Genomic DNA, 22107 nt, shown 5'->3' with positions numbered 1-22107 from the left:
CAGCGCCGCGGGCGAGGAACGGACGAGCGCCTAGGCGGACGAGCGCCGCCGCAACCCGTGCCGAGGGCGGACGCATCGCCTGCCGGGGCCGACGCGTGCTGCGGATCAATGCCTGCCGAGGGTCAGTCGCCGGTCAGGCCGGTGCCGCCGAGACGCGTGAGCAGGGTCGACAGCTGGGCGATGGTCTCGCCGCTCCATGCTGGGGCGGTGAAGATCTCGGTGGCGGTCTCCTCGGCCGTGGCGGTCATCTCCCGCAGTCGCCGGCGGCCCGTCGCGGTCAGCGACGCGTAGGCCACGCGCGCGTCCCGTGCGTCCGGCTCGCGGGTCACCAGTCCGATCCGCTCCAGCGGCGCCAGCCCGCGCGTGACCCCGGAGGCCGTCATGCCCAGTGCCTCGGCGAGGTCGACGCGGCGCATCCGTCCGCCGGGCGCCTGCGACAGCCGCAGCAGCAGGGTGAAGTCGGCGAGGCTGACGCCGTGCAGCCCGCTCAGCCGGGAGGCGAAGCGCCGTACCAGCGCCGCCTGGGCCCGTACCAGCCGCAGCACCGCGTCCAGGGGGTCACTCATCGCCCCAGCTCACGCCCATGCGCCCGGCATTCGCTTGCAGTTTCCTTGAGTAGTCAAGTTTATGCCCCGTTCGAACGGGCCGCGCGCCGCTGCCGCTTGCCCATCGGAGCCTGGGAGAGGTCCTCGGCACTGGAGCGGAGGTGCTTGAAGCCGTAGCCGCGCTCGGTCAGCCAGGCCTTCGCGGCCGCCTCGGCCCGCTCGGTCGCCTCCAGGATGTCCTCCTCGTCCTCCCCGCTGTCGGAGAAGCGGAAGACGAACGCCGGCCGGGCGGCGATGTCGTAGGTGAGGGTGCCCTCGGGCGTGAACGCGGCACGCAGCACGTCGTGCTCGGCGGCGTCCGCCAGCAGCCCCGCCCGCTGGGCGTCGGTGAGTTCGTCGAAGGCGCCGCGGACGGTGATCCGGAAGGTGCGAGTGGTCATCGCCCGACCCTAGACACAGCCGGCCCGCCCCATCCACCGGGTTTCCGGAGGCGGACGGTGCCTACTCTGGACCCGTACACCGGCGGCGACCGGAGCCCGACGGCGGCTGCCGGCTCTCACAGGGCGGTGCGTTGCATGCGGTACGTGGCGGTGAGTGCGCTGAGCCATCCGGGGCTGCTCCGCGAACGCAACGAGGACAGTCTGGTGGCCGGGCCGTGGACGCTGTGCGCCACGGTGACGGAGAGTCCGCAGACCTTTGTGTTCCCGCTCGGCACGCCCCTGGTCGTCGCCGTCGCCGACGGCCTCGGCGGGCATCCCGGCGGCGATGTGGCCAGCACCCTGGTCGCCCGCCGGATCGCGTCCGTCGGCCCCGCTCTGAGCAGCGAGGACACCCTGCGCGACGCCCTGAGCGCCTGCAACCGCGCCGTGTACGAGGCCGCCGGAGGCGACGAGCCGGGCGAGCTCGCCGCCATGGGCACGACGGTCGCCGGCCTCGTCGTGCAGCCGGACTCGCTGCTGGTGTTCAACGTGGGCGACAGCCGGGTCTTCGCGGCGTCCGGCGACGGGCTGCGCCAGGTGAGCGTCGACGACAGCCCGCCCCTCGAACCCGGGCAGCGCACCACGTCCATCGTCACCCAGTGCCTGGGCGGCAGCCCCTCGTACCGCCCCGTCCGCCCCCATGTGGCCACCGAGTCCCTCTCGCCGGGCGCCCGCTATCTCGTCTGCACCGACGGTCTGACCGATCCGGTGCCGACGGACGTCCTCGACGAGGTGATGCGCGAGCACGACGACGGCCGGGCTGCCTTCGAGCTGTGGAAGGCCGCCATCGAGGCGGGCGGCCCGGACAACATCACGCTGGCGGTCGTACGCGTCTCGGACGAGTGAGCCGCGGCCGGGAAAGCCACCGGCCCCCGCACTCCCGCGCGTCACTCCGCCTCGTCCGGCGGGAAGCCGTACCGCCCCCGCAGCCGGACGAAGCAGGCCCCGGTCACCACCCGCAGCCGCGTCAGCCCGGAGGCGGTGCGCGCGAAGCACACGACCTGCTCGTGCCCGCCCGGCCCGACCGGCTGCACCAGGCGGCCACCCGGCCGCACCTGCGCGGCCAGCGGAGCGGGCACCTCGGGGAACGCGGCCGACACGAGGACGGCGTCGTACGGCGCCCGGTCCGGCACGCCGCCGCTGCCGTCGCCGACCCGCAGGTCCACGTTCGGCACACCGTGACGCGCCAGGTTCTCGCGCGCCCGGCGGGCTATGTCCGGCCTCATCTCCACGCTGACCACGTCGGCGGCCAGCCGCGCGAGCAGCGCGGTCTGGAATCCGAGGCCCGTGCCGACCTCGAGGACGTGCTCCGACCCGCTCAGCGAGAGGGCCTCGATCATGAGGGCGGACAGCGAGGGCTGCGTGGTGACCTGCCCCTCGCCGATCGGGACGGGCACGTCCTGGTAGGCGGCGGCCCGCTCGCCGGCCGGGACGAACGCCGCCCGGGGCGTCGCCCGCACGGCTTCGAGCAGCCGCTCGTCCGCGATCCCGGCGGCCACCAGGGCCCGCACGAGATCGTCCGGTGCTCCGGGTACGGCGTGCACGGACCGGCTCACCACCTCGCGCCCCCGACGGCGCGGGCGCCTACCGTGGAGGCATGAGCGAGATCGTCGTCTACGAACTCGACAACCCGGCGGCCACGCGCTCCGCAGCGCAACGGACCGGCGTGGAACGGCGCGTCCGCAGGGTGCACGCGGCACCGGCCGCTCCCGGATCGCGCACGACCGCTGGGCCCCGGACCCTGTGCGGCAAGGACACCTTCGCCATGGAGACGGCCGGGACGCCCTCCGAAGGCCCGGGAGCCCCCTGGTATCCGGAGGAGCACGCCTCGCTCGTCTGCCCGGACTGCGCCGCCGTGATGGAGACCTGACCGGGCGCTTCGGCTACCGCGTCCGGCCGCTCACCCGCGCTCCACGTACTCCTTGAAGTGCTCCAGATCGCTGCGGACGAGCCGCTGGATCGCGTTGGTCTGGGCGAACCCCTTCGGACCGCCGAAGGTGCCCCGGACGGTCTCGGGGTCGTACTCCACCCGTGCCTGGATCCGGGTGTGGTTCTGGTCGATCGGCTGGACCGAGAAGGAACCCGCCAGCTCCGGGGCGCCCCTGGTGAGCCACTCCATCACGTGCTCACCGCGGTCGGTCACCTCGGCCTCGACCTCACGGGAACGGCCGCCCGCCTCCACCTCCAGATGTGCTCGGCCGCCCGCCTCCGTACGGGCGCCCCGCACTCCTTGCACGAAGCGCGGGTAGTTCTCCAGCCGGTGCAGGGAATCCCAGGCCGCGTCGATCGGGACGTCGACGTCGACGTGCAGTTCGAGGGTGCTCATGGCGTACCTCCATGTGCAGCTCATGACGCCTGGCCTTCTGCTACCAGTGTGCGCCCGGCAGGGCCGGGGAGGCGGGACGGGGCCCTTCCGGCAGCGCCTACCCTTGACGCATGACCAGCAGCAGCGACCGGAGCCCCGCAGTGGACGTGCACGCACCCAAGAGCTACGAGATCCGCACCTATGGGTGCCAGATGAACGTCCACGATTCCGAGCGATTGGCCGGCCTGCTGGAAGAGGCCGGATACGTGCGGGCCCCCGAGGGGGCGGACGGGGACGCCGACGTGGTCGTGTTCAACACGTGCGCGGTGCGGGAGAACGCCGACAACCGGCTGTACGGCAACCTCGGCCGGCTCGCGCCGAAGAAGGCCTCGCGGCCCGGCATGCAGATCGCGGTCGGCGGCTGCCTCGCGCAGAAGGACCGCGACACCATCGTGAAGAAGGCGCCCTGGGTGGACGTCGTCTTCGGCACGCACAACATCGGCAAGCTGCCCGTCCTGCTGGAGCGCGCCCGGGTGCAGGACGAGGCGCAGGTCGAGATCGCCGAGTCGCTGGAGGCGTTCCCGTCGACGCTGCCGACGCGGCGCGAGAGCGCGTATGCGGCCTGGGTGTCGATCTCCGTCGGCTGCAACAACACCTGCACCTTCTGTATCGTCCCGGCCCTGCGCGGCAAGGAGAAGGACCGCCGGCCCGGCGACATCCTCGCCGAGGTCGAGGCGCTGGTCGCCGAGGGCGTCTCCGAGATCACGCTCCTCGGCCAGAACGTCAACGCCTACGGCTCCGACATCGGCGACCGCGAGGCCTTCAGCAAGCTGCTGCGCGCCTGCGGCACCATCGAGGGCCTGGAGCGGGTCCGCTTCACCTCCCCGCACCCGCGCGACTTCACCGACGACGTGATCGCCGCCATGGCCGAGACCCCGAACGTGATGCCGCAGCTGCACATGCCGCTGCAGTCCGGCTCCGACACCGTGCTGAAGGCGATGCGCCGCTCCTACCGCCAGGAGCGCTACCTCGGGATCATCGAGAAGGTCCGGGCCGCCATCCCGCACGCCGCGATCACCACCGACATCATCGTGGGCTTCCCCGGCGAGACCGAGGAGGACTTCGAGCAGACCCTGCACGTCGTCCGTGAGGCCCGGTTCGCGCAGGCCTTCACCTTCCAGTACTCCAAGCGGCCCGGCACCCCGGCCGCCACGATGGAGAACCAGATCCCCAAGGAGGTCGTCCAGGCGCGCTACGAGCGGCTGGTCGCACTCCAGGAGGAGATCTCCTGGGAGGAGAACAAGAAGCAGGTCGGCCGCACGCTGGAGCTGATGGTCGCCGAGGGCGAAGGCCGCAAGGACGGCGCCACGCACCGCCTCTCCGGCCGCGCCCCCGACAACCGCCTGGTCCACTTCACCAAGCCGGAGCAGCAGGTGCGCCCGGGTGACGTGGTCACGGTCGAGGTGACGTACGCCGCCCCGCACCACCTCCTCGCCGAGGGCCCCGTCCTGTCCGTGCGCCGCACGCGCGCGGGCGACGCCTGGGAGAAGCGCAACGCCGCCGAGGCCGCCAAGCCGGCCGGCGTCATGCTGGGCCTGCCGAGGGTCGGCGCGCCGGAGCCGCTGCCGGTCGCGACGGGCAGCGGTTGCGGCTGCGACTGACCGCCTTCGGCCGCCCGGCGGCAGACCGCCAGGGCGCGCCGGCGAGGGTGACGAGGACGTGCTCGCGTCATCGGCCCGACCGGCGTGCCCCTCGCGGACCGTCTCGGCCGGCGGCCGTCGTACGGCGTACCCTGCCGATCATGCTTGTCGCCGCCGCTGTCTGTCCGTGCCCTCCGCTGCTCGTGCCCGAGGTGGCCGCGGGCGCCGCTCCCGAGATGGACGCCGCGCGCTCGGCGTGCTCCGACGCGCTGGGCGTGCTCGCGGCCGCCCGTCCGGACCTTCTGGTGGTCGTCGGGCCCGGCGGGGAGAGCGGGGGCGGAACATTCCCGCAGGGCACTCCGGGATCCTTCCGCGGGTTCGGGGTCGACGTGCGGGTACGGCTGGGCTCCGCCGGGTACACCGGCTCCGAGCCCTCCGAGCCCTCCGAGCCCTTCGAGCCCTCCGAGCGTGAGCTGCCGCCGTCGCTGGCCGTCGGCGCGTGGCTGCTGGAGCGGACCGGCTGGGCCGATGCCCCGATCGAGGGGCTCGGGGTCGAGGAGTCGCTGACGCCCGAGCGGTGCGCCGAAGCCGGCCGCGAGACCGGCGCCCGGGCGGAGCGGGTGGCGCTGCTGGTGATGGGAGACGCCAGCGCGTGCCGGACGGTCAAGGCTCCGGGCTACCTGGACGAGCGGGCGGCGCCCTTCGACGCGGAGGTCGCGCGGGCGCTGGGCACGGCGGACGTCCCGGCCCTCCAGGCGCTCGACCCCGCCCTGGCGCACGAACTGAAGGCCTCCGGCCGGGCCCCCTGGCAGATCCTGGCCGGCGCCGCGCAGGACACGGCCCTCACCGGCTCCCTGCTGTACGAGGACGCGCCGTACGGCGTGGGGTATGTAGTGGCCACTTGGTCCTAGCGGTTGCGGGCCAGGGGTCCTGGAGGTTGAGGGCTGTCGGCTGCGGGGTGCGGAACGGAACGGCGGACGGCCGCGGAGCACACCGGCTCCGCGGCCGTCCGCCGTTCCGCATGCCCTTGGTGAGCATGCCGTTGCGAGACTCAGGAAGCCGGTGGCGGTCCCTCCGGCGGGGTGGGGCTCGTCGGCCGGCCGGGGCCCGTCGCCGTGCCGGGGCCTTCCTTGTGCGCGAGGCGGTCGAACGCCTCCTTGGCCTTCCCGGTGCCCGCCTGGATCCTGTCGCTGTACTTCCCCTTGGTCCGCTCGTCCACGGCCTTCGCGGCCTTGTCGATGCCGTGCTGGACCTTGTCCCCGTGCTGTCGCGCCAGGTCCGACACCTTGTCCCTGGCCGGGCCGAGCTTGGCCTTCATGTTGTCCATCAGACCCATGGTCCACCTTCCCTCGCGGGGCGGTTACCTGCGGGCGCCCTCGCCGGACTCGTTGTCGGCGGCCTCCTCGGCGGACTGCTGCCTGGGGATGCCGGAGCCGTCGGACGCGTCGTCCGCGGCGGTGCCGCAGCGCTCCGCCGCGTCCTCGCCGGTGTCCCCGGCCGAACCCTTCGCCTCCGTCGTGCCCGCCGCCTCGGCCTGAGCCGACTCGGTTTCCTCCGCCTCGGCCCCGTCCGGCTCCGCGCCGGTCTGCGCCTCGGCGGCCGACGCCTCCGGAGCCGTCTTCGACCTGCCGAGGAGTCGTGCAAAAACGCCCATATCCACTCCATACGGTACTCGTGCGGGCGAATTCCCGCGTCACCCGGTGCGTACGGTTGCGCCGCCCGGGTCACCGCCTCCGGTGATCCGGATGGCGGTATCCGCACGGGCAACGATCAGGGATCCGACCCGTCACGTAACTCGTTCGAGGCACCGCCTGGAGGTTTGCGAGACTGGTGCGGTGAGCAGTGCACCCTCCACCCCCCGCGTCATCGCCGTCGTCGGACCCACCGCGGCCGGAAAGTCCGATCTCGGCGTCTTCCTCGCCCAGCAGCTCGGCGGGGAGGTCGTCAACGCGGACTCCATGCAGCTGTACCGAGGGATGGACATCGGCACCGCCAAGCTGACACCCGAGGAGCGCGGCGGCGTCCCGCACCATCTGCTCGACATCTGGGACGTCACCGTCACCGCCTCCGTCGCCGAGTACCAGAAGCTGGCCCGCGCCCGGATCGACGCACTGCTCGCCGAGGGCCGGTGGCCCATCCTGGTCGGCGGCTCCGGCCTCTACGTCCGTGGGGCCGTCGACAACCTGGAGTTCCCCGGCACCGACCCCGTGGTCCGGTCCCGCCTGGAGGAGGAGCTGGCGCTGCGCGGTTCCGGCGCGCTGCACGCCCGGCTGGCCGCCGCCGACCCGGAGGCCGCCCGCGCGATCCTGCCGAGCAACGGCCGCCGTATCGTCCGGGCACTGGAAGTGATCGAGATCACCGGGCGGCCCTTCACCGCGAACCTGCCGGGCCACGACTCCGTGTACGACACCGTCCAGATCGGGGTCGACGTGGCCCGTCCGGAACTGGACGAGCGCATCGCGCGCCGCGTCGACCGGATGTGGGAGGCCGGTCTCGTGGACGAGGTGCGCGCCCTGGAAGCGCAGGGGTTGCGCGAGGGGCGCACGGCGTCGCGTGCGCTGGGTTACCAGCAGGTGCTGGCGGCGCTCGCCGGGGAGTGCACGGAAGCGGAAGCGCGGGCCGAGACCGTGCGTGCGACCAAGCGCTTCGCGCGCCGTCAGGATTCGTGGTTCAGGCGCGATCCCCGGGTGCACTGGCTGAGCGGGGCCGTGGCGGACCGCGGGGAACTTCCGCACCAGGCCCTGGCGTTGGTCGAACGACCGGTTACAGCCTGATCACGTCATGGCATCGGGATGCGCCGCCGGTCATCGCTGCCTTCGGCGCCGTGCCATCATCGAGCTTCGATCGACCAAGTGGAGCCTAGTTGGGAGGGCGCGTGGCGATGGAGGCCGGCCCTCGCGACACCGCACACAGTGCCGAGCATGTCACCACCGCCGGTGACGAACCGGACCCGCGCGGCGGCCGTCCGACCGACGACTGCCCGGCCGAGGGCGGTCTGGCCGAAGACCGCCGGAACCTGGCCGAAGAGCGGCGGAACGGAGACCGGCCGGGCGGGAACCGGCTGTCCGGAGGCCGCCTGGACACGGAGCGCAGCGGCCTGGCCGACGGCCGTCCCGCCGAAGACCGTCGCGCGGAGGACCGTCACGTGGAGGTCCGTCGCGCCGAGGCCCGCGTGATCGAGCAGCGGCATGCCGAGGACCGGCTGGGCGACGAGTCCCTGGGGGATTCCCGGCTGGGCGAGGAGCCCCTGGGTGACTCGCGGCTGGGCGAGGAGCCCCTGAGCGGAGTCCGGCTGGCCGACGACGGCCCCGACGAGGTGCCGGACGGAGTGACGGACGACGGGCCCGAGCCGGAGGAGATGTACTCCGACGGTCCGAAGGTCGAGGTCGAGTTGCGTCCGCAGCGCAGGCTGCGCCTGTGGCAGCTCGCCCCCATCGTGGGACTGTCCGCCGTCGGCTCCCTGATGTTCGCCTTCCCGCTCGCCTTCGACTTCGGTGACAGCGGCGCCGTCATCGCCATGCTCGGCCTGCTGATCTGCTCCTGCGCCGCCGGCTGGGGCATGATGGCCGCCCGCCGCGTGGGCTACACCTGGCCCGGCCTGCCCGCCCGGGGCTCCGGCCGCCGCCCCGACTGGCGGGTCGTCCTCGGATACGTCCTCCTGGTGGCCGTGGTGGTCGTCCTCGCGGTGTGGCGCGTCGCAAGGCTCCGCTAGAGCTGGGCACGAAGCGGTGCGGGACCGCTGAGCAGCGGGGGGATCCAAATCCGCGCGGGACGCGAAACTGCGTGTGACCTGAAGCCGCGCCGGACCCGAAGGGCGCGGGGACGCGAAACGGCGCAGGATCCGGAGGAGCGCGGGGACCCGAAACGGCGCAGGGTCCGAAGGAGCCCGGGGACCCGAAGCCGCGCGGGACCCGAAGGGCGCGGGGGACGCGAAACGGCGCAGGGTCCGAAGGAACCCGGGGACCCGAAGCCGCGCGGGACCCGAAGGGGCGCGGGGCCCGAAGGGGGCGCGGGGAACTGCGCGATCGACCCCCGCCGGGCCGCGGCCTCCACCACCGCGGCCACCCCGCCTCCCATCGGCCAGCCCGGCGCTGCGACCCCGTACGATCGAGGAATGAGCACACCGATCCCCTTCCTCAAGGGTCACGGCACCGAGAACGACTTCGTGATCGTCCCGGACCCGGAGAACGCCCTCGACCTGAGCCCGGCCGCCGTCGCCGCCCTGTGCGACCGCCGCGCCGGCATCGGCGGGGACGGGGTGCTGCACGTGGTGCGGTCCGCCGCCCACCCGGAGGCCCGGGCGATGGCGGCCGAGGCCGAGTGGTTCATGGACTACCGCAACGGCGACGGCTCGGTCGCCGAGATGTGCGGCAACGGCGTTCGTGTGTTCGCGCGCTACCTCCAGCACGCCGGTCATGTGGGCCAGGGCGACCTCGCGATCGCCACGCGCGCGGGCGTGAAGACCGTCCACATCGCCAAGGACGGCGACATCACCGTCGGTATGGGCCGCGCCCGGCTGCCGGAGGGCGAGGTCACGGTGAGCGTCGGCGAGCACAGCTGGCCCGCGCGGAACGTGAACATGGGCAACCCGCACGCGGTCGCCTTCGTGGACGACCTTGCGCAGGCCGGCACCCTCTACAGCCCGCCGCCGGTCAGCCCGGCGTCCGCGTACCCGGACGGGGTCAACGTCGAGTTCGTCGTCGACCGCGGCCCCCGCCATGTCGCCATGCGCGTGCACGAGCGCGGCTCCGGCGAAACCCGTTCGTGCGGCACGGGCGCGTGCGCGGTCGCCGTGGCCGCGGCCCGCCGCGACGGCGCCGACCCGGCGGCCACCGGCACCCCGGTCACGTACACCGTCGACCTGCCCGGCGGCCGTCTGACCATCACCGAACGGCCCGACGGCGAGATCGAGATGACCGGACCCGCCGTGATCGTCGCCGAGGGCGAGATCGACGGAGATTGGCTGGAAAGCGCCCTCCGCTGATCCGAAGCGACCGGCCCGAAGGACGTCCTCAGGTCCCGTATCAGCGGTTTCCGTTGGCCGGGGGCCGGTGGAACGAGGGGCGGCCCCTGGGTGGTTGGCGCAAATCCTAAACATCGATCTCTTCGCTCGAATGGGTGATCCGTTTCACGCTCGGCGAGAGGCGGTCGGTCGCGCGTGGTGGGCTCGATAGCATCAAGCACCGGCACGGACGGGGGAACGTCGCCATCCCTGAGCCGCGTACGCCCTGGGGCCCCGTCCGCCGGTCCACGAGCCGGAGGTGCCCATGAGTGCGGAGGCCACGAACCCCGCGAGTCCTGGCCCGGTAGCGCCCACGGCGTCCGCGGCGGCCACCGCCCCCGCGGTGCCCAGAGCGGACCGCAGGAAATCCCGGGCCCGGATCGACCTGCGGAGGCTCGGCCGGGCCGCGTTGCTCGGCCCCGCCGTCCGCGGCAAGCTGCCCGACGCGATCAGCCACGTCGTGGAGGCACACCGCGCCCACCACCCCGACGCCGACCTCGACCCGCTGCGCCGCGCCTACGTCCTCGCGGAGTCCTCGCACCGCGGCCAGATGCGCAAGAGCGGCGAGCCGTACATCACCCACCCGCTCGCGGTGACCCTGATCCTCGCCGAACTCGGCGCCGAGACCACGACCTTGACCGCCTCGCTGCTCCACGACACCGTCGAGGACACCGATGTGACGCTTGATCAGGTGCGGGAACAGTTCGGCGAGGAGGTCCGTTATCTCGTCGACGGGGTCACGAAACTGGAGAAGGTCGACTACGGCGCCGCCGCCGAGCCGGAGACCTTCCGCAAGATGCTCGTCGCCACCGGCAACGACGTGCGCGTGATGTCGATCAAACTCGCCGACCGCCTGCACAACATGCGCACCCTCGGCGTGATGCGCCCCGAGAAACAGGCACGGATCGCCAAGGTCACCCGCGACGTCCTCATCCCGCTCGCCGAACGCCTCGGCGTGCAGGCCCTGAAGACCGAGATGGAGGACCTGGTCTTCGCCATCCTCCACCCCGAGGAGTACGAGCACACCCGCGAACTGATCGCCGAGAACGCCGCCCGCGGCGACGACCCGCTCGCGGAGGTCGCCGACGAGATGCGCGGAGTGCTGCGCGAGGCCGGCCTGCAGGCCGAAGTCCTCATCCGCCCCCGGCACTTCGTCTCCGTCCACCGCGTCGCCCGCAAACGCGGGCAGCTGCGCGGCACCGACTTCGGCCGCCTGCTCGTGCTGGTGAACGAGGACGCCGACTGCTACGGCGTCCTCGGCGAACTGCACACCTGTATGACGCCGGTCGTCTCGGAGTTCAAGGACTTCATCGCCGTACCCAAGTTCAACCTGTACCAGTCGCTGCACACCGCCGTCGCCCGCCCCGACGGGCAGGTCGTCGAAGTCCTCATCCGCACCCACCAGATGCACAAGGTCGCCGAGGCCGGTGTCATCGCCCTCGGCAACCCCTACGCCGCGGCCTCCGACGCCCCCGCCTCCGACGCCCCCACCGACGGCGAGCGTGCCGACCCCACCCGCCCCGGCTGGCTCTCCCGCCTCCTCGACTGGCAGCAGGCCGCACCCGACCCCGACACCTTCTGGTCCACCCTGCGCGAGGACCTCGCCCAGGACCGCGAGATCACCGTCTTCCGCCCCGACGGCGGCACCCTCGGCCTGCCCGAGGGCGCCACCTGCGTGGACGCCGCCTACGCCCAGTACGGCGAGGACGCGCACGCCTGCATCGGTGCACGCGTCAACGGCCGCCTGGCCACCCTCAGCACCGTCCTGAAGGACGGCGACACGGTCCAGCTCCTCATGGGGCAGGACCCCGCCTCCGAGCCCTCCCGCGAATGGCTGGAGCACGCCCACACCCCGGCCGCCCGCATCGCCATCCAGCGCTGGCTGGCCACCCACCCCGGCGGCGGCGCCGGGACGGACGACACGGCCGACCCCCGCACCGAACCGGCCGAGCGCGTCGCAGCGCCACGCCCCGCGACCGGTACGCGCTCCACGACGGGTCCGCGCCCCGCGACCGGCGCGCGCGCCGATGCCGCGCAGCACCCGCTGACCGGTGCGCGCACCGGCGCCGCTCCGGCGCCGGGCGCCGAGCCCGCCCGCCCCCGGCGCCCCGACGTCCTCGTCGACCGGCCGGGCGCTTCCGTACGGCTCGCGGGATGCTGTACCCCCGTGCCACCGGACGAGATCACCGGCTTCGCGGTGCGCGGGGGAGTGGTGACCGTGCACCGGGTGGAGTGCGCCGCGGTGACGCACATGAAGAGCAAGGGGCGCGCGGAGATCGGTGTGCGCTGGGGGGACACCACCGAGTGCCGGGTCACCCTGGTCGCTGAATCGTTCGGCCGCCCCCATCTGCTCGCCGACCTCACCGAGGCGATCTCCTCGGCGGGCGCCGACATCGTCTCGGCCACCGTGGAACCGCCCAGCCAGCAGCGGGTCCGGCACACCTACACCCTCCAGCTCCCCGACGCCGCCCACCTCCCGTCCGTGATGCGCGCCATGCGAGACGTCCCGGGCGTGTACGACGTGGCCCGCGCCCAGCACCAGACGCCGGGGAACTGAGGACCGCCGACCGCCGCCAGGGGGGGTGCCTGGCCCGCGTTGCCTGCGGGATGGCCGGGGGGAAGGACACGAGGCGGGGAAAGGCCGCGAGGCGGGGAAAGGCCGCGAGTCGCTTGGCCCGAGCCCTGCCGGTTGCTTGCCCGGCAGGCTGCCGGGGGCTAGATCCGGGGCTCGCTGGTTGCTTGGCCGGCAGGCTGCGGGTGGCTCAATCCGAGGCTCGCGGGTCGCTTGAGCGGCAGGCCGCGAGTGGCCTGATCCGGGGCTCGCCGGTCACTTGAGCGACAGGCCGCCGGGCTTGGATCAGAAGGCCCTCCGGACGGAACCCGTTCGGGTGGGCCGGGCGCGAGTCGCCGTCGCGGCGCGGAAGCGCACTGGTAGCGGTGGTCCATGCCGCTCAACCCTCGCGTCGACCCGCAGGCCCGCTCCCACCCCCGCACCGCCCAGTCCGGTCCCGCCGAGCCCCGTACCGCCCGGTCCGGCCCGGCCGAGCCCCGTACCGCCCGGTCCGCCCCCGTCCCGCTCAGGACCGCCCGGCTCCGTGCCCGGCCCCGGATCTCCCGGCATCAGAAGGCGGCCCTGCTCGCCTCCGCCGTCTCCGTCTGCCTCCTCGCCGCCGCGGCCCCGGCCGAGCCGCTCGGCATCGGCGACCGGCTCTACCCGTACCTGGGCAACCCCGGCTACGACGTTGCGTCGTACGACGTGTCCCTCACCTATCCCGGCAGCAACGACAAACCCCTCCAAGCCGTCACCACCATCGACGCCCGGACCACCGCCGGCCTGGACCGGATCAACCTGGACTTCGCCCACGGCACCGTGCGGTCGGTCGAGGTCGACGGGCGTCCGGCGTCCTTCACCAGCACCGGCGAGGACCTGGTCGTCACCCCGGAGAGCCCCCTCGCGGAGGGCAGCTGGACCCGGATCACGGTGCGGCACACCAGTGATCCCGTCGCCGCCAAGGACCAGGACGGCGGCTGGGTGCGCACCACCGACGGTCTCGCCATGGCCAACCAGACCGACGCCGCCCACCTGGTCTTCCCGTGCAACGACCACCCGTCCGACAAGGCGATGTTCACCTTCCACGTCACCGCCCCGAACGGCTACACCGCCGTCGCCAACGGGCTGCCCGCCGGAGCGGACCGGGCCGGCCCTACGACCACCTGGACCTATCGCACCCGGCACCCCATGGCCACCGAACTCGCCCAGGTGTCCATCGGCCGCTCCACCGTGCTGCGCCGCGAGGGACCGCACGGACTGCCGGTGCGCGACGTCGTGCCCGGCTCCGACGCCAAGGCCCTCGAGCCGTGGCTCGCCAAGACGCCCGGGCAGATCGCCTGGATGGAGAGCAAGGTCGGTGCGTTCCCCTTCGAGACGTACGGGCTGCTCATGGCCCAGGCCTCCACCGGGTTCGAACTGGAGACACAGACCCTCTCGCTCTTCGAGAAGAACCTGTTCACCGAGCCTGCCTACCCCAGGTGGTACGTCGAGTCGGTCATGGTGCACGAGCTGTCCCACCAGTGGTTCGGCGACAGCGTCAGCCCCCGCACCTGGTCCGACGTCTGGCTGAACGAGGGGCACGCCACCTGGTACGAGGAGCTGTACGCCCAGGAGACCGCCCACCGGCCGATGGAGGAGCGGATGAAGGCCGCCTACGGCGCCTCCGACCGCTGGCGCCAGGCGGACGGCCCGCCCGCCCGGCCCAAGCCGCCCGCCCCGGGCCAGAAGATCGGCATCTTCCGGCCCAACGTGTACGACGGCGCGGCCCTGGTCCTCTACGCCCTGCGGCAGGAGATCGGCCGGCCGGCCTTCGAGCGGCTGGAGCGCGTCTGGGTCGGCGAGCACCGGGATTCCACTGCCGGTACCGCAGACTTCGTCCAGCTGGCCTCGGAGGTCTCCGGCCGCGACCTGACCGGCTTCTTCAAGGCATGGCTGTACGGCGAGAAGACCCCGCCGATGCCGGGCCACCCGGACTGGAAGCCGCTGGCCCCGGCCAAGGCCGCAGGCCCCGCCGGCCGCGCCGCGCACCGCCACACCGCGGCACAGGGCGGCGGTGCGGGAAGGCCGAGGAGCGTGCGGTGAGACGTGACGTCGTCCCCGTGGCCGTGAGGCCGGGCACGTGGGGTCACGGCGGGAGCCCGGGCACCGCGGGCGCGCGATAACACGGTGACGGGACGAGCCGCCTCGTGCGACCATCTTCGGGTCGGGCCGGACGGGACGCGGGAATCTCCCGGGGCACTCGTACGTTGACGACATACACGCGGTCCTGCGGGCCCGCGCCACCGACGCCGTAACGGCATCCCATCGACGTAAGGATCCAATGACCTCCTCTTCTTCCCCTTCCCAGGACACCAAGCGCCTCGCGCACGCCTATCCCGAGGGTCTTCGGGCCGATGCCCTGATGGAAGAGGACGTCGCCTGGAGCTACGAGATCGACGGCGAGCGGGACGGCGACCAGTTCGACCGGTCCGAGCGTGCGGCCCTGCGCCGCGTGGTGGGTCTGTCCACCGAGCTGGAGGACGTCACCGAGGTCGAGTACCGCCAGCTCCGCCTGGAGCGGGTCGTGCTCGTCGGAGTGTGGACCACCGGCACCGCGCAGGACGCCGAGAACTCCCTCGCGGAGCTGGCCGCCCTCGCGGAGACCGCGGGCGCGCTCGTGCTCGACGGCGTCATCCAGCGCCGTGACAAGCCGGACGCGGCCACCTACATCGGCTCCGGCAAGGCCGCCGAGCTGCGGGACATCGTGATCGAGACCGGCGCGGACACCGTCATCTGCGACGGTGAGCTGAGCCCGGGCCAGCTGATCCAGCTGGAGGACGTCGTCAAGGTCAAGGTCATCGACCGTACGGCCCTGATCCTGGACATCTTCGCCCAGCACGCCAAGTCCCGCGAGGGCAAGGCGCAGGTCGCGCTCGCTCAGATGCAGTACATGCTGCCGAGGCTCCGCGGCTGGGGTCAGTCCCTGTCCCGGCAGATGGGTGGCGGTCGCGGCGGACTCGCCACGCGCGGCCCCGGTGAGACCAAGATCGAGACGGACCGGCGGCGGATCCGCGAGAAGATGGCGAAGATGCGCCGGGAGATCGCAGAGATGAAGACCGGCCGCGAGATCAAGCGCCAGGAGCGCCGGCGCCACAAGGTGCCGTCCGTCGCCATCGCGGGTTACACCAACGCCGGCAAGTCGTCCCTGCTCAACCGCCTCACGGGCGCCGGCGTCCTGGTCGAGAACGCCCTGTTCGCGACCCTGGACCCGACCGTCCGCCGGGCGCAGACGCCGAGCGGCCGGCTGTACACGCTGGCGGACACCGTCGGTTTTGTCCGGCACCTGCCGCACCACCTGGTCGAGGCGTTCCGCTCCACCATGGAGGAGGTCGGCGACTCCGACCTGATCCTGCACGTGGTGGACGGCTCGCACCCGAACCCGGAGGAGCAGCTCGCCGCCGTGCGCGAGGTGATCCGGGACGTCGGCGCCACCGACGTGCCCGAGATCGTCGTGATCAACAAGGCGGACGCGGCCGACCCGCTGGTCCTCCAGCGGCTGCTCCGGGTCGAGAAGCGCTCTATCGCCGTCTCGGCCCGCACCGGCCGGGGCATCGAGGAACTGCTCGCCCTGATCGACAACGAGCTGCCCCGCCCGGCGGTCGAGATCGAGGTGCTCGTGCCGTACACGCACGGCAAGCTCGTCGCCCGCGCCCACACCGAGGGCGAGGTGATCTCCGAGGAGCACACCGCGGAGGGCACCCTGCTCAAGGTCCGGGTGCACGAGGAACTGGCAGCGGACCTGGCGCCGTACACCCCGGTCTCGGCGGCCTGACCCCCGGCTGTACCGAAGGCCCGCTCCCTCTGTACGAGGGGGCGGGCCTTCGTGCGCCCGGTCAGGGGCGCGGAGCCGTGCCAGTGTGCGGCTTCGCCGCGTGGGCGCGACCGGTCACGGACGACAGTCGGCGACGACATTCGGCCACCCACGCACAGCGACCCCTATGGCGGGACGTCCGGGCTGGCCGCCCTCACTGCCCGGCGAACTTCTTGCTCATCGACGCGTACACGTCCTTGGCCACCGGACCCAGCCGGGGACCGGCGAGCCATCCCGAGGTCACCGGACCGATGGAGGTGTTGGACACGAGCGCGGGCTTGCCGTCGGCACCCGTCTCCACCCAGCCGCCACCGGAGGAACCCGCCGTCATCGTGCAGCCGATCCGGTACATCGTCGGATCCGACTGGCTGATGGACAGCCGGCCCGGCTTGTCCTTGCACTGGTACAGCAACTGACCGTCGAACGGAGCCGCCTCCGGGTAGCCGGACGCGGTGATGCTGCTGACCTTCGGCACCGCCGGCGCGTCGAAGTTCACCGGCAGCGCCCCGCCGACCGTCTCCTCCAACGACCTGCCGCCGTTGCCCTGCTCCGGGGTCACATGGATCACCGCGAAGTCGTACGGCGCACCGTTGCCGCCGCTCTCACCGCCCTGGTCGATCCACTGCTGCGAGGTACGCGCCCCGTTGGCCCACCAGACGCCGTACGGCGCGATCTCGGACCGGCTGGCGTTCTGCAACTGGGCAACCGACTTGCCCGAGTTGTTGTACGACGGCACGAAGGCCATGTTGCGGTACCAGCCGCCGTTCTTGCCGGCGTGCACGCAGTGCCCCGCCGTCCACACCAGGTTGGACTTGCCCGGGTGGGCGGGGTCCTCCACGACCGTGCCCGAGCACACCATGTGGCCCTCGGGCGAGTCGAAGAACACCTTGCCCGAGGCAGGCGCGGTGGTGTGGTACGGCGGTACGACCGCCTGGGCCTTCACCGGCTGCGGGGTCGGGTCCGTCACGCCCTGGTCACCGGAGATGTCGTTGTCGTGGACACCCTTGTTGGGGTCGTTGGCGTGACGCATCCGGTCGGGGTTCCACAGACCCTTGATGATCGGGTTGATGAAGTCGTTGGCCTCGCGCAGCCAGTCCTGCTTGTTCCAGTTCTTCCAGGCGCCGTTCTTCCACTTGTCGATGTCGATCCCGTGCTCCTTCAGCCTCTGCTTGAGGTCGTCCGGGATCTGGATCTTGCCGTCGCCGCCACTGGCCGCGGTCGCGGAGGCGCTCGGCTTGCCGTCGGCCGTGTCGTCGCCGTTGCAGGCGGTGGCGGTGAGCGCCAGCGCCGAGGCGAGGGCGACCGCCGCCAGTGCGGGGGAGGTCCGGCGGGGGCCACTCCCTCGCCGGACGGTGAACGACGGCCGTATGGATCGCATGCTCTGACTCCCCCTGAGTGAAGGTACTCGGCGCTTCGGCCGCGCCACCGGCCGTGAACTCATGGGGAGTTCATGCCGGTCCCACGACCGCCTAGGAACGGCATCACACACTATGCGCTCGCTGTGGGCGACTTCCGCCGGAACGGCAACGGTTCGGCTACAAGCCGTCTGACCAGGCCCGTCATCCACGGATTGCCCGATTTGACGTTCACTCACGGCGCGGACGCCATCGGGCGTGCGCGTCACCTGGGTGTGCGCGTCGTCGGGTGTGCGCGTCATCAAGCGTGCGTGTCATCGGGTGGGGCGTCATCGGGGCGGACGAGTCCAACACCGATCACAGTTCCGTGGGTTGCGCCGCGAGCCAGCCCGTCGGCGGCCGTGCGCCGCGCGTGCCGCCGTTCCGTCCCGGCAATGATCTTGGGTGAAACCGTAACCCGTCGAACCCTTCGCGGTTGTAGCGGTGGGGGGCCAGCTGCCTGCACCCGGTCCCCGTCGAGCAACTCGCCTGTGGACAGCCGGGAGGACAGCGAGCCGTGGCCGCTACGGAGTCGATGGCCGGGGGCATGCCCGGGCAAGCGCGTGCGCTGCACGAGGGAATCCTCAGACGTCAGTCGGCGCGTGAATCCTCCGCCCGCACCTACGCCCGGGCCCTGCCCATCGTCCCGGTCCGGGCCCGCGGGCTCACCATCGAGGGCGCCGACGGACGCCGCTACCTGGACTGTCTCTCCGGAGCCGGCACCCTCGCCCTCGGACACAACCATCCGGTCGTGCTGCAAGCCATCCGCAGGGTCCTCGACTCCGGCGCTCCGCTCTCCGTCCTCGACCTGGCCACCCCCGTCAAGGACGCCTTCATCACCGAGCTGTTCCGCACCCTCCCTCCAGGGCTCGCCGACCGGGCCCGCGTCCAGTTCTGCGGGCCGGCAGGCACTGACGCCGTCGAGGCCGCCCTCAAACTGGTCCGCGCCGCCACCGGCCGCCCGGGCATCCTGGCCTTCACCGGCGCCTATCACGGCATGACCGCCGGCGCCCTGTCCGTCTCCGGTGACGCCCGCGACGTCCAGGTCGCCCGCCTGCCCTATCCCCAGGACTACCGCTGCCCGTTCGGCGTCGGCGGACCGCGCGGCGCCGAACTCGCCGCCCGCTGGACCGAGTCCCTCCTCGACGACCCCAAGTCGGGCGTGCCCCTTCCCGCCGGGATGATCCTCGAACCCGTCCAGGGCGAGGGCGGGGTGATCCCGGCGCCGGACGACTGGATGCGCCGTATGCGACAGCTCACCGGGGACCGGTCCATTCCGCTGATCGCCGACGAGATCCAGACCGGAGTGGGCAGGACGGGCGCCTTCTGGGCCGTCGACCACAGCGGAATCACCCCCGACGTCATGGTCCTGTCCAAGGCCATCGGCGGCAGCCTCCCGCTGGCCGTGATCGTCTACCGGGACGACCTCGACGTCTGGCCGCCCGGCGCCCACGCGGGAACCTTCCGGGGCAACCAGCTCGCCATGGCCGCGGGCACCGCGACCCTCGCCTACGTCCGGGAAAACGGACTCGCCGCACGAGCCGCCGACCTCGGCGCCCGCATGCTGGACCAACTCAGCGAACTCTCCGACACGTTCGCGTGCGTCGGGGAGGTGCGGGGGCGTGGGCTGATGATCGGGGTGGAGCTCGTGAACCCGGAAGGCACCGGACCGGAACCCCACGACCACCCCGTGCCCACCGTCCCGGCACGCACCGTCCCGGAACCCGCCGGCCGTGAAGCCGTCGGCCCGGACGCCGCCGACCCTGGGCCCGTCGTCCCGGAACCCCCTGGCAGTGAACCCACCATCAGGGAACGCGCCCGCGCCCCGCACCCGGCCTCGCCCGAACTCGCCGTCGCCGTCCAGCGGGAATGCCTCCACCGCGGCCTGATCGTCGAACTCGGCGGCCGCCACTCGGCTGTGGTCAGGCTGCTTCCCCCGCTCACGATCAGCGACGAGCAGGCCATGGCCGTGCTGGACCGCCTTGCGGACGCGGTGGCCGCGGTGGCCCGTGCCTACGAGGAGCACGGCCCACACCGCGGTCCACACCATGGCCCTGCCCAGCGCGCGGGCTGAGCCCCGCGCCCACACCGCCCAGCTCGCGACGCCCGCACCAGCCATCGGACCGCTTGCCTTCCCCATCCGACTTCACCTCCTCTCAAGGACCTTCAGGCCGAAGCCGGCCGCCCACGACACATCCACAGCCCACTCGTGCACAACCGCTCTCCCCGCCGGCCTGGCCCTCGGCGGCGGCAACCGCCGACGCCGCCGAGGCGACCGCGGCCGCGCAGGAACACCACCCGAGCGACGGCACGAGCCCCGCACCTCCCCAGCCAGCCACGAGGAGCCGTCATGAACCCCAGCCCCACTCCCGACGGCAGCTCCGGCGCTCCCGACGAACAGGGAGACTCCGGCGCCCCGGCCTCTCCCGTGCCGCTCGTCGAGTCGGTTCCCCAGCAGAAGCGCCGCACCGCTGATCTCACCCGAGTCACCGAGCCGGGCGCCGATCTGCTGGAGCACCCCGACCCACGCACCGCCGCCCAGGCCGCCACCGTGGAGAACCTCCTGCGGTGCTGGGTCCGTGAGACAGCCTCCGCCGCCCCCACCGCCGGCACCCTGCGCCTCCCGCTTCCGGCCAGCGGCACCTGCCTGCTCGTGCCGGTCCGCTACTGGTCCCCCACGGGCACGCACCGCTTCGGCCCACCGGGCCTCGCAGGCGCCCCCGACACCGCCCCCGCCGTCGACGCCGTCACCCTGGCGGCACTGCTCGCCCGGGAGACGGCCGGTGACACGGGCGCCGCGTCCGGCACCGAGACTCAGGGCACCACAGACCCCGGCGACGGCGGTGACCTCGTGGCCAGGGTGGCCGACTCCCTCCGCCGCACCGCGACCTTCCTCCGCGAGCGCCGCGAGCACCCCACCGATGTCCCGGACCTCTTCCTCTCCGCCGAGCAGGCGCTCGTCCTCGGACACCCCCTGCACCCGACCCCGAAGAGCCGGGAGGGCCTGACCGAGGCGGAAACCCGCCTCTACTCACCGGAGTTGCGCGGCTCCTTCCCTCTGCACTGGATGGCTGTCGCCCCTTCTCTCCTCGCGACCGACTCGGCCTGGACCGAGCGCGGCCGACCCGTGCCGGCCGGTCACCTCACCCGGCGCCTCGCCGGGACCGGCCTTCCGCTGCCCGACGGCTACGCCGCCCTGCCCCTGCACCCCTGGCAGGCCCGGGAACTGCGCCATCGCGAGCCCGTCGGCGCCCTGCTCGACGCCGGGCTCCTGCGTGACCTCGGCCCTCTCGGCGCCCCCTGGCATCCCACCTCCTCCGTACGCACGGTCCACAGGTCCGGCGCCCCCGCGATGCTCAAGCTGTCGCTGGGCCTGCGCATCACCAACTCCCGCCGTGAGAACCTGCGCAAGGAACTCCATCGGGGAGTCGAGGTCCACCGGCTCCTGCGCTCCGGCCTGTTCAAGCAGTGGCAGGCCGCGCACCCCGGCTTCGACATCGTCCGTGACCCGGCGTGGCTCGCCGTCGACGACCCCGACGGCCGGCCGGTGCCCGGACTGGACGCGGTGATCAGGCACAACCCGTTCACCCCGGCCGACGACGTCGGCTGTGTCGCCGGACTCGTCTCGCCCCGGCCCGTCCCCGACGGCGCCGACGCCTCGACGCGGCTGACCGCCTGGCCCATGCGTTCACGGCTGGCCGAGCTCGTGGAGAGGCTCGCCGCCCGCACCGGCCGACCGGTCGGAGCCGTTGCCGCGGAGTGGTTCCTCCGCTACCTGACGCAGGTCGTCCGCCCCGTGCTGTGGCTGGACAGCGAGGCCGGCATCGCCCTCGAGGCCCACCAGCAGAACACCCTTCTCCTGCTCGACGACTACGGCTGGCCCGTCGGCGGCCGCTACCGAGACAACCAGGGCTACTACTTCCGCGAGTCCCGGCGGGCCGAACTGGACGCCCGGCTGCCCGGCATCGGCGAGCGCAGCGACACCTTCGTCTCCGACGAGGTCACCGACGAACGCTTCGCCTACTACCTCGCCGTCAACAACGTGCTGGGCCTGATCGGCGCGTTCGGCTCCCAACGCCTCGCCGACGAGCGGCTCCTCCTCGCATGCTTCCGCCGCTTCCTGAGCGAGGTCGCGGCGGGACCCGGAGCACTGCGCACCCCCCTGCCCAGGCACCTGCTCGACTCACCCGTGCTGCGCTGCAAGGCCAACCTGCTGACCCGGCTGCACGGCCTGGACGAACTCGTCGGCCCGGTCGACACCCAGTCCGTCTACGTCACCATCGCCAACCCCCTCCATCCCTGAACGAATCGAACCGTCTCCCCGCCCTGCCGAGAAACATG

General features: G+C 72.8%; 19 protein-coding genes. 12 read left to right on the top strand and 7 right to left on the bottom strand.

Going from position 1 to position 22107, the window contains the following annotated elements; all coding sequences use genetic code 11:
• Positions 1–122 precede the first annotated feature (122 nt).
• Positions 123–566 carry a MarR family winged helix-turn-helix transcriptional regulator gene (locus OG956_RS08970; protein WP_330337426.1) on the bottom strand — a complete coding sequence of 148 codons (444 nt, stop codon included), beginning with the start codon at positions 564–566 and terminating at the stop codon, positions 123–125.
• A gap of 59 nt (positions 567–625) precedes the next feature.
• On the bottom strand, positions 626–985 hold the full coding sequence (locus OG956_RS08965) for a DUF6204 family protein (protein ID WP_330337425.1): 360 nt from the start codon (positions 983–985) through the stop codon (positions 626–628).
• A 135-nt stretch (positions 986–1120) separates the two neighbouring features.
• Between OG956_RS08965 and OG956_RS08960 the strand changes: the two genes are divergently transcribed.
• Positions 1121–1870: a PP2C family protein-serine/threonine phosphatase gene (locus tag OG956_RS08960; protein WP_330337424.1), complete on the top strand. Its 750-nt coding sequence runs from the start codon at positions 1121–1123 to the stop codon at positions 1868–1870.
• Positions 1871–1911: 41 nt separating this feature from the next.
• Here OG956_RS08960 and OG956_RS08955 read toward each other — a convergent pair whose 3' ends face one another.
• A complete protein-coding gene (locus OG956_RS08955; RefSeq protein WP_330337423.1) occupies positions 1912–2568 on the bottom strand; it encodes a protein-L-isoaspartate(D-aspartate) O-methyltransferase in 657 nt (218 codons plus the stop codon).
• 53 nt (positions 2569–2621) lie between these two features.
• On the opposite strand from OG956_RS08955, the gene OG956_RS08950 reads away from it, so the two are divergent.
• Positions 2622–2894: a hypothetical protein gene (locus OG956_RS08950; protein ID WP_330337422.1), complete on the top strand. Its 273-nt coding sequence runs from the start codon at positions 2622–2624 to the stop codon at positions 2892–2894.
• A 30-nt stretch (positions 2895–2924) separates the two neighbouring features.
• On the opposite strand, the gene OG956_RS08945 is transcribed toward OG956_RS08950, so the two are convergent.
• Positions 2925–3350: an SRPBCC family protein gene (locus OG956_RS08945; protein WP_330337421.1), complete on the bottom strand. Its 426-nt coding sequence runs from the start codon at positions 3348–3350 to the stop codon at positions 2925–2927.
• Between the two features lie 110 nt (positions 3351–3460).
• Here OG956_RS08945 and miaB point away from each other — a divergent pair, with 110 nt between their 5' ends.
• Complete coding sequence (miaB, locus tag OG956_RS08940) at positions 3461–4990, top strand: tRNA (N6-isopentenyl adenosine(37)-C2)-methylthiotransferase MiaB (protein WP_330337420.1); 1530 nt, start codon at positions 3461–3463, stop codon at positions 4988–4990.
• A 140-nt stretch (positions 4991–5130) separates the two neighbouring features.
• Positions 5131–5880, top strand: coding sequence for a class III extradiol dioxygenase subunit B-like domain-containing protein (locus tag OG956_RS08935; RefSeq protein ID WP_330337419.1), 750 nt, complete (start codon positions 5131–5133; stop codon positions 5878–5880).
• 140 nt (positions 5881–6020) lie between these two features.
• On the opposite strand, the gene OG956_RS08930 is transcribed toward OG956_RS08935, so the two are convergent.
• Together OG956_RS08930 and OG956_RS08925 are read right to left on the bottom strand one after the other, a co-directional pair.
• Positions 6021–6305, bottom strand: coding sequence for an antitoxin (locus tag OG956_RS08930; RefSeq protein WP_330337418.1), 285 nt, complete (start codon positions 6303–6305; stop codon positions 6021–6023).
• 24 nt (positions 6306–6329) lie between these two features.
• Positions 6330–6623, bottom strand: coding sequence for a hypothetical protein (locus OG956_RS08925; RefSeq protein ID WP_330337417.1), 294 nt, complete (start codon positions 6621–6623; stop codon positions 6330–6332).
• 181 nt (positions 6624–6804) lie between these two features.
• On the opposite strand from OG956_RS08925, the gene miaA reads away from it, so the two are divergent.
• The 6 genes from miaA (at position 6805) to hflX (ending at position 16333) form a co-directional block, all read left to right on the top strand.
• Entirely contained in the window at positions 6805–7743 is a 939-nt protein-coding gene (gene miaA / locus OG956_RS08920) for a tRNA (adenosine(37)-N6)-dimethylallyltransferase MiaA (RefSeq protein WP_330337416.1), read from the top strand.
• A 458-nt stretch (positions 7744–8201) separates the two neighbouring features.
• Positions 8202–8681 (top strand): hypothetical protein, encoded by a 480-nt coding sequence (locus OG956_RS08915; RefSeq protein ID WP_443065668.1) that lies wholly within the window; start codon positions 8202–8204, stop codon positions 8679–8681.
• Positions 8682–9083: 402 nt separating this feature from the next.
• The gene (gene dapF / locus OG956_RS08910) at positions 9084–9953 is read left to right on the top strand and encodes a diaminopimelate epimerase (RefSeq protein WP_330337415.1); all 870 of its coding nucleotides are present in this window, start codon (positions 9084–9086) and stop codon (positions 9951–9953) included.
• Between the two features lie 283 nt (positions 9954–10236).
• Complete coding sequence (locus tag OG956_RS08905; RefSeq protein ID WP_330337414.1) at positions 10237–12528, top strand: RelA/SpoT family protein; 2292 nt, start codon at positions 10237–10239, stop codon at positions 12526–12528.
• Positions 12529–12915: 387 nt separating this feature from the next.
• On the top strand, positions 12916–14604 hold the full coding sequence (locus tag OG956_RS08900) for a M1 family metallopeptidase (RefSeq protein ID WP_330337413.1): 1689 nt from the start codon (positions 12916–12918) through the stop codon (positions 14602–14604).
• Between the two features lie 238 nt (positions 14605–14842).
• Positions 14843–16333 carry a GTPase HflX gene (gene hflX / locus OG956_RS08895; RefSeq protein WP_330337412.1) on the top strand — a complete coding sequence of 497 codons (1491 nt, stop codon included), beginning with the start codon at positions 14843–14845 and terminating at the stop codon, positions 16331–16333.
• A gap of 193 nt (positions 16334–16526) precedes the next feature.
• Here the strand turns inward: hflX and OG956_RS08890 are convergent, their stop codons facing one another.
• Positions 16527–17750, bottom strand: coding sequence for a trypsin-like serine peptidase (locus OG956_RS08890; protein ID WP_330337411.1), 1224 nt, complete (start codon positions 17748–17750; stop codon positions 16527–16529).
• Between the two features lie 551 nt (positions 17751–18301).
• On the opposite strand from OG956_RS08890, the gene OG956_RS08885 reads away from it, so the two are divergent.
• Together OG956_RS08885 and OG956_RS08880 are read left to right on the top strand one after the other, a co-directional pair.
• Positions 18302–19840, top strand: coding sequence for a diaminobutyrate--2-oxoglutarate transaminase family protein (locus tag OG956_RS08885; protein ID WP_330342778.1), 1539 nt, complete (start codon positions 18302–18304; stop codon positions 19838–19840).
• Positions 19841–20116: 276 nt separating this feature from the next.
• On the top strand, positions 20117–22069 hold the full coding sequence (locus OG956_RS08880) for an IucA/IucC family protein (protein WP_330337410.1): 1953 nt from the start codon (positions 20117–20119) through the stop codon (positions 22067–22069).
• Positions 22070–22107 lie beyond the last annotated feature (38 nt).

This window comes from Streptomyces sp. NBC_00557, from assembly GCF_036345995.1.
GTDB lineage: Bacteria > Actinomycetota > Actinomycetes > Streptomycetales > Streptomycetaceae > Streptomyces.
Note: the sequence above shows the minus strand (reverse complement) of the source record. Positions and strands in the feature narration are given on the sequence as shown.